Genomic DNA, 533 nt, shown 5'->3' on the forward strand with positions numbered 1-533 from the left:
TTTTTGTTAATTAAAAAGTATGTTTATATCAAAGTTAATTGGAAATTATTAGTCGCTCTGTTTTTTCAGGTATTATTCTCATGTAAAATTTATTTTTCATTTAACTTGTTTTATAATGGCATATTTATTGTGTTACTTTGCTGTGAAGCAATAATTATATATAAAGATAAAATTAAGATGTTCTACACAGGGAGGGGAAATTTATGAAAATAGGGCTTCTGGGTGAATACTATAGTAAGAATTTAGGTGATCCCCTATTGTTTTCGTGTACAGAGTATTTATGCCGTAAAGAAGGAGCTTCTGATCTGCAAATTAAGAATATTGACATTTTTGGAAGAACCTTTTCTGGTGATGATTCTGTTTGGTACTATTTTGATAAGAATCCTATTGTGCTTGGACTAAAAGTGATTCGAAAATTAGCTAAGATTTTTGGTGTGATAAATACCCTGTGGCTGGATGAATATATCTGGCAAATGGGTACTGCACGAAAAAATTTAATAAAAAGCTTTAGAGACCAAATGCAGGGGCTTGAT

1 protein-coding gene is annotated in these 533 nt (G+C 30.6%); it reads left to right on the forward strand.

Annotated features, from left to right (window positions below; genetic code table 11):
• Positions 1–203: 203 nt before the first annotated feature.
• Positions 204–533: hypothetical protein (locus tag NE664_13140; protein ID MCQ4727577.1), on the forward strand; the 330-nt coding region annotated here is incomplete at its 3' end.

The sequence above is a fragment of the Anaerotignum faecicola genome, from assembly GCA_024460105.1.
Lineage (GTDB): Bacteria > Bacillota > Clostridia > Lachnospirales > Anaerotignaceae > JANFXS01.